General features: G+C 66.9%; 8 protein-coding genes and 3 tRNA genes. 10 read left to right on the top strand and 1 reads right to left on the bottom strand.

Annotated features, from left to right (window positions below; all coding sequences use genetic code 11):
• The coding region (locus DBR34_RS02205) for a dihydrodipicolinate synthase family protein (protein ID WP_181393877.1) at positions 1-327 on the bottom strand (327 nt) is incomplete at its 3' end.
• Between the two features lie 163 nt (positions 328-490).
• Here DBR34_RS02205 and DBR34_RS02200 point away from each other — a divergent pair.
• From DBR34_RS02200 to DBR34_RS02155, 10 genes are all read left to right on the top strand, one after another.
• The gene (locus DBR34_RS02200) at positions 491-1,051 is read left to right on the top strand and encodes a glycine cleavage system protein R (RefSeq protein WP_038689096.1); all 561 of its coding nucleotides are present in this window, start codon (positions 491-493) and stop codon (positions 1,049-1,051) included.
• A 78-nt stretch (positions 1,052-1,129) separates the two neighbouring features.
• Positions 1,130-1,609 (top strand): peroxiredoxin, encoded by a 480-nt coding sequence (locus DBR34_RS02195; protein WP_038689098.1) that lies wholly within the window; start codon positions 1,130-1,132, stop codon positions 1,607-1,609.
• 81 nt (positions 1,610-1,690) lie between these two features.
• Entirely contained in the window at positions 1,691-3,088 is a 1,398-nt protein-coding gene (locus tag DBR34_RS02190; RefSeq protein WP_128095536.1) for a PhoH family protein, read from the top strand.
• A complete protein-coding gene (locus tag DBR34_RS02185; protein ID WP_128095535.1) occupies positions 3,085-3,591 on the top strand; it encodes a hypothetical protein in 507 nt (168 codons plus the stop codon). The genes DBR34_RS02190 and DBR34_RS02185 overlap by 4 nt, the downstream gene beginning before the upstream one ends.
• 42 nt (positions 3,592-3,633) lie before the next feature.
• On the top strand, positions 3,634-4,305 hold the full coding sequence (locus DBR34_RS02180; protein ID WP_128095534.1) for a YoaK family protein: 672 nt from the start codon (positions 3,634-3,636) through the stop codon (positions 4,303-4,305).
• Positions 4,306-4,341: 36 nt separating this feature from the next.
• Positions 4,342-5,151, top strand: a complete 810-nt coding sequence (thiD, locus tag DBR34_RS02175; protein ID WP_128095533.1) for a bifunctional hydroxymethylpyrimidine kinase/phosphomethylpyrimidine kinase — start codon at positions 4,342-4,344, stop codon at positions 5,149-5,151.
• The gene (locus DBR34_RS02170; RefSeq protein WP_128095532.1) at positions 5,148-5,987 is read left to right on the top strand and encodes an alpha/beta fold hydrolase; all 840 of its coding nucleotides are present in this window, start codon (positions 5,148-5,150) and stop codon (positions 5,985-5,987) included. Before thiD ends, DBR34_RS02170 begins: the two co-directional genes overlap by 4 nt.
• 61 nt (positions 5,988-6,048) lie before the next feature.
• Positions 6,049-6,125: transfer RNA gene (locus DBR34_RS02165), tRNA-Arg, on the top strand.
• A gap of 53 nt (positions 6,126-6,178) precedes the next feature.
• Positions 6,179-6,255, top strand: a tRNA-Arg gene (locus tag DBR34_RS02160).
• A gap of 80 nt (positions 6,256-6,335) precedes the next feature.
• Positions 6,336-6,412 (top strand) — tRNA-Arg (locus DBR34_RS02155).
• Positions 6,413-6,576: the final 164 nt, after the last annotated feature.

Here is a 6,576-nt window from a genome sequence, read left to right as displayed (position 1 = left end):
CACATAGGGTGGGGTCACCACCAGCGCATGGGTGGCGCCGCTGGCGGCCGCCCGGCGGGTCTGTTCGATGGTTTTGGCCGTGCCCGACAGGCCGGTCCCGGCCAGCACCGGGATGCGCCCGGCCACGGTTTTGACCGCGCTGCGCAGCAGCTGGTCGTACTCGTCGTCGGACAGGGTCGCGGCCTCGCCGGTCGAACCGGCCACCACCACCCCGTGAACGCCACCCTCCAGTTGCAGGTGCAGCAGGCGCTGCCAACCGTCGGGATCCAATGCGCCATCGGCCTTGAAAGGCGTGGCCAGCGCGGTGATGAGACCGGAAAGGGACAAGGAAACGTTGCTCGGAAGAAAGGGGGAACCCAGCGGGCCTAAACGCCGGCCGGATGTACGTTGCATGTTACTTGCGGGTCGAAAGCACGGGCAAGTATGCTGGACTCCGGCGAACGTGCCGTCGCCGGCCGTTCAGACTCACCTTGCATCACCCGGAACCCTCTTGACCGACACCACGCCGCGGCCTGCGCCGACCGAAAACCATCTCCTGATCAACGCCTACACGACGCATCCGGAGTCCCCCCTGCTGCCTGTCACCCGGCGTATCTCCGACAGCGGTTGCAACCTGGTTGATGCACGCCTGGCCACGGTGGGCCGCGACGTCTCGGTGACCGCGCTGGCCACCGGCTCGTGGGACGCGGTGGCCAAGCTGGAAGCCATGCTGACCCGGCTCGAGCGCGAAGAGGGCCTGAAGCTGGTGTGGTACCGCACTGGTGCCAAGCAGGCGCAGTCCAACCTGCTGCCGTACATCGTGGAAGTGATTGCCGCCGACAAGCCGGGCATCCTGTTCCAGCTGGCCGATTTCTTCGACCGCCAGGGCATCACCATCGAAAACCTGCAGAGCACCCGCTACCGGGCGATGCAGACCGGGGCGGAGATGTTCTCGGCGCAGGTCACCATCGGGGTGCCGGCCAACATGCACATCGCCGCGCTGCGCGACGATTTCCTCGAATTCTGCGACCACCTGAACCTGGATGCCATCATGGATCCGATGAAGTTCTGATCGTTCGCGCGTTCGTCACGGGCGCGCAGCGTTTCATGCAGGTGTAATGGCACGACCCCAGGATCCGGAAAGGAACCCATGAACGACGGCGACACCCTGGACAGCACCACCCTCGCACTGCCGCTGGCGTTGTCCGGCGGCGAGCACACCTCCCTCGGCGCACTCGCCGGCCAGTGGCTGGTGCTGTATTTCTACCCGAAGGACAGCACCCCGGGCTGCACCACCGAAGGCATCGACTTCAACGCGCTGCTGCCCGAATTCACCCGCCTCGATGCGCGCGTGTTCGGCGTTTCCCGCGATTCGGTCAAATCCCACGACAACTTCTGCGCCAAGCAGGGCTTCGCCTTCCCGCTGATCAGCGACGGCGACGAAGCGCTGTGCACCGCCTTCGACGTGATCAAGCTCAAGAACATGTACGGCAAGCAGGTGCGCGGCATCGAGCGCAGCACCTTCCTGATTTCGCCCGACAGTCGTATCGTGCAGGCGTGGCGCAAGGTCAAGGTGGCCGGCCACGCAGACACCGTCCTTGAAGCCCTGAAGGCCGCGAAAACCCAGTGACCAACCTGCACCCCCCAATGGCCATCACCCTGCCCTGCAGGCTGTGATGGCTTGTCCCTGTTCTGCCACCAGGAAATGACGATGACCCGAGGCAAGCGCATCTACGTTCTGGATACCAACGTGCTCATGCACGATCCGACCGCGCTGTTCAAGTTCGAGGAGCATGATGTCTACCTGCCGATGCAGGTGATCGAAGAGCTGGACAACGGCAAGAAGGGCACCACCGAGGCCAGCCGCAACGCGCGCCAGGTCAGCCGTTTCCTCAACGAGTTGGTGCAGGCGTCGGGCCTGGACAACCTGGCCGACGGCATTCCGCTGCAACGGCCCAACGGGCTGCAGCTGCGCGGCAAGCAGAGCGTGGGCCTGCTGCGGTTCCAGACCAGTCACTTCGATGCGGGCAAGAGCTTCGGCGCGGTCATCCCGGACAACGCCATCCTCGGCGCGATCCTGGCGCTGAAGGAACAGATCCCCGAGATCCCGGTGGTGTTCGTCTCCAAGGACATCAACCTGCGGATCAAGGCGGCCATCGCCGGCATCGTGTCCGAAGACTACGAGAACGACCGCGCGCTGGATGATTTCAGCCTGCTCTACACCGGCGCCACCGAACTGCCGGAAGATTTCTGGAAGAAGCACACCGACAACCTGCGCAGCTGGAGCGACAAGGGCCGCACCAGTTACGAAATCATCGCCAGCGAAGACGAGAACTGGCACCCCAACCAGTACGCCTACCTGCCCGGGGACGATGAAGTCGAACTGCGCGTGGCCAAGGTGGACGGCGACAAGATCACCCTGTCGCTGGTCAACGACTTCCGCCACGGCAGCCACGCGGTGTGGGGCATCAGCGCGCGCAACCGCGAGCAGAACTTCGCCCTCAACGCGCTGATGGACCCGGAGATCGATTTCGTCACCCTGCTCGGCACCGCCGGTACCGGCAAGACCCTGCTGGCGCTGGCCGCCGGCCTGGCCCAGACCATGGACCAGCAGCGCTACCGCGAGATCATCATGACCCGCGCCACGGTCAGCGTCGGCGAGGACATCGGCTTCCTGCCCGGCACCGAGGAAGAAAAGATGACGCCGTGGATGGGCGCGCTCACCGACAATCTGGAAGTGCTCACCCACACCCAGGAAGGCGGCGCGTGGGGCCGTGCGGCCACCAACGACCTGATCGCCAGCCGGATCAAGATCCGTTCGCTGAACTTCATGCGCGGGCGCACCTTCCTGTCGCGCTACCTGATCCTGGACGAAGCGCAGAACCTCACCCCCAAGCAGATGAAGACCCTGATCACCCGTGCCGGCCCCGGCACCAAGATCGTCTGCCTGGGCAACGTCGAACAGATCGACACCCCGTACCTGACCGAAACCACCTCGGGCCTGACCTACGCGGTGGACCGCTTCAAGAACTGGCCGCACAGCGCCCACGTCACGCTGCGCCGTGGCGAGCGTTCGCGCCTGGCCGACTACGCCTCGGAGGTGTTGTGAATCGTCCCCTGTCCCGTGCCGTCCTGCCGCTGGCGCTTGCTGCGCTGGCGGCGGCCTGCACGCCCGCCAACGTCCGTCCGGGCGCCAGCGTGCCCACCGCGGTCAAGACCGGCCAGTCCTGGGTGGTCACCCGCCCGGTGATTGCCGCCCAGGTGCTCGACACCTGCTCACGTTCCAGCCCCGGCCGCGAGGCCGGGGCGGTCACCGGGTACTGGGCGCCCAGCCGCCAGCAGGTGGAACAGCTGGAAGCCCAGCTGCCCCGGCTGGAGGCCCAGGTGCCCAACGCCGCCGATTTCGACCGGCAGTACGTCGGCATCGAGATGGGCGGCAGGCAGGTGATCTACCTCAACGCCTTCCATCTGCCGGACGGTGCCGATATCGACCCCTCCCGCGACGCCATCCGGGTGTGTGACGGCGGCGCGCAGTTCTGGGGCGCGGTGTTCGACCCGGCGACCGGCACCTTCTCCGACGTGCAGTTCAACGGCCCGCCGAAGGGCCGTTGAGCATGGCGCTGACCGTGTCGCGATGAGCCGCCCGCACGCCGGATGAGCATCCGGCTTCCGACCTGGGTATGGATCGGTGCGATCGCGCTGTCCTGCGTGGCCGGCATGGTCAACGTGGTCGGCTTCCTGGGATTCGAACACCAGGCGGTAAGCCACATGACCGGCACTACCAGCCAGCTCGGCATGGCGCTGGCACAGGGCGACTGGCGCGTGGTGGGCCACCTGTGGGGCCTGCTGATCGCGTTCTGCCTGGGCGCGATGCTCAGCGGCATGATCGTGCAGGACAGCACGCTGCAGCTGGGCCGCCGCTATGGCGTGGTGCTCACGCTGGAATCGCTGTTGCTGCTGGCCGCCATTCCGCTGTTCAAGCAGCAGCAGATCTGGGGCGCACTGGCCGCGGCGATGGCCTGCGGGCTGCAGAACGCCATGGCCACCACCTTCAGCGGCGCGGTGGTGCGCACCACCCACCTGAGCGGCATGTTCACCGACCTGGGCATCGGCCTGGGCCACCTGCTGCGCGGGCTGCCGTTGCCGATCCGGCGCCTGACCCTGAGTGGCTTGATCGTCAGCGGCTTCCTCGCCGGCGGCATCGTGGGCGCCTGGCTGTTCCTGCGTTGGGGGTACGACGCGCTGCTGGCCCCTGCCCTGCTGACCGGCTGCACCGGCCTGGGCTACATGCTGTTCCAGCAATGGCGGCGCTGGCGCCCGCACTGAGCAGCACGCCCGCGGCAAACATTGCACAATCGCCGCATGACTCCTTCTTCTCCCGTTTCCGCCCTCACCATCGCCGGTTCCGACTCCGGCGGCGGCGCCGGCATCCAGGCCGACCTCAAGGCGTTTGCCGCCCACCGCGTGCATGGCCTGTCGGCGATCGCCGCGCTGACCGCGCAGAACACCCGGGGCGTCACGGCGGTCCACGTGCCGCCGCTGGCGTTCCTGCAGGCACAGATCGACGCCTGCTTTGCCGACTTCGACATCCATGCGGTGAAGCTGGGCATGCTGGCCAATGCCGAGGTGATCGGGCTGGTGGCCGATGCGCTGGAGAAGTACCGCCCCACGCACGTGGTGCTGGACCCGGTGATGGTGGCCACCAGCGGTGCCAAGCTGCTGGAAGACAGCGCGCTGCACGCGATGCGCACGCGCCTGTTGCCGCTGGCCACGCTACTGACCCCGAACATCCCCGAAGCGGAGCTGCTGCTCGGCCGCCCCATCACCACCGCCGACGAAGCCGAGGATGCCGCTGCGGCCCTGCTCGACCTGGGCACCGCTGCGGTGCTGCTGAAAGGCGGCCACCTGCATGAGGGCGCCCGCGTGGTTGACCGCTACTTCGACGGCGTCACCCGCGACGAGTTCATCCACGCGCGCCTGCCGGTGGACGCGCACGGCACCGGCTGCACGCTGGCCTCGGCGATCACCGCGCAGCTGTGCCAGGGCCTGTCGTTGCCCAACGCCTGTGAAGCGGCCATCGACTACGTCGCCCGCGGCCTGCAAGGCGGCTACTACCCGGGGCGCAGCGAGGTGCTGGTGATCGACCACTTCGGCGCGGCGCGCCCGGCATGATCGAGGCGCTGACGTTGCCGGTCGTGGCCGCCGACGGCCACCGCTTCGACCTGCTGGCCCGCGTGCCGGCGCAGCCACGCGCGCGGCTGCTGTGGCTGCCGGCATTGGGGGTGGCCGCGCGTCACTACCTGCCCCTGGCCGATGCGCTGGCCGCGCGCGGCATTGCCGTGTACCTGCACGAGTGGCGCGGCAACGGCAGCAGCAGCCTGCGCCCGTCTCGCGGGCAGGACTGGGGCTATCGCGAGATTCTCTACCACGACCTGCCGGCCAGCCTGGCCGCACTCGATGGCGGCACTGGCGATCAGGCCATCATTGGCGGACACAGTCTGGGCGGGCAGCTGGCCTGCTGCTTTGCCGGGCTGCATCCCACGGTATTCCAGCGGCTGTGGCTGGTCGCCAGCGGCACGCCGTACTGGCGCACCTTCCCGGCGCCGCGCGGCTGGACACTGCCGCTGATCTACCGGTTCCTGCCCTGGCTGGCGCAACGCCAGGGCGTGCTGCACGGGCGCCGCCTGGGGTTCGGTGGCACCGAAGCGCGTGGCCTGATCCGCGACTGGGCCCGGGTCGGGCTGAACAATCATTACGCGGGTGCCGGCATCGCCGACGACCTGGAGGCCGGCCTGCGCCACGTGCGCGGCCATGCCACGGCCGTGGTGATGGCGCAGGACTGGCTGGCGCCGGTGCCTTCGATGCAGGGCCTGCTGGCCAAGCTGCCGCAGGTGCAGGCCTCGCTGCACGTGCTGGATGTCACGACGCTGGAAACGCGTGCGGATCACTTCGCATGGATGAAATCGCCGCAGGCCGTGGCCGCGCTGCTTTTTCATTCAGTTGAATGAAGTTCTTCACAAAGGCGTTGACGAATGCGGCTCACATCCGCATAATTCCGCTCCTGTTGACGCGCCCGTAGCTCAGTTGGATAGAGTACCTGGCTACGAACCAGGCGGTCGGGAGTTCGAATCTCTCCGGGCGCACCATCAACAGGTTGCCAACTCCGCCGTTGGCATCAGCAGTACAACGTGATGTAAATGCGCCCGTAGCTCAGTTGGATAGAGTACCTGGCTACGAACCAGGCGGTCGGGAGTTCGAATCTCTCCGGGCGCACCATTACATCGCAGCAGGCTCGCCTGCCCTCCCGTCGAACGTGGCAACACGTGCGGCAGGACGCAAAACCAGACAATGCAAATGCGCCCGTAGCTCAGTTGGATAGAGTACCTGGCTACGAACCAGGCGGTCGGGAGTTCGAATCTCTCCGGGCGCACCATTGCATCGATGAAAAACGGCAGCCTTGGGCTGCTGTTTTTTTTTGCGTACCGCAGTGGGGTGCGCGCGCCGACCGGCTGGCCATGACCGTCGAACAATCGCGCGTAATGCCGGCCGCTGGCCGGCTCGTCATGACCCTCGAACGATCTCGCGTAGTGCCGGCCG

Origin of the sequence: Stenotrophomonas sp. HMWF003, from assembly GCF_003061285.1 — a bacterium.
In the GTDB taxonomy this organism is placed as follows: domain Bacteria; phylum Pseudomonadota; class Gammaproteobacteria; order Xanthomonadales; family Xanthomonadaceae; genus Stenotrophomonas; species Stenotrophomonas maltophilia_AP.
Note: the sequence above shows the minus strand (reverse complement) of the source record. Positions and strands in the feature narration are given on the sequence as shown.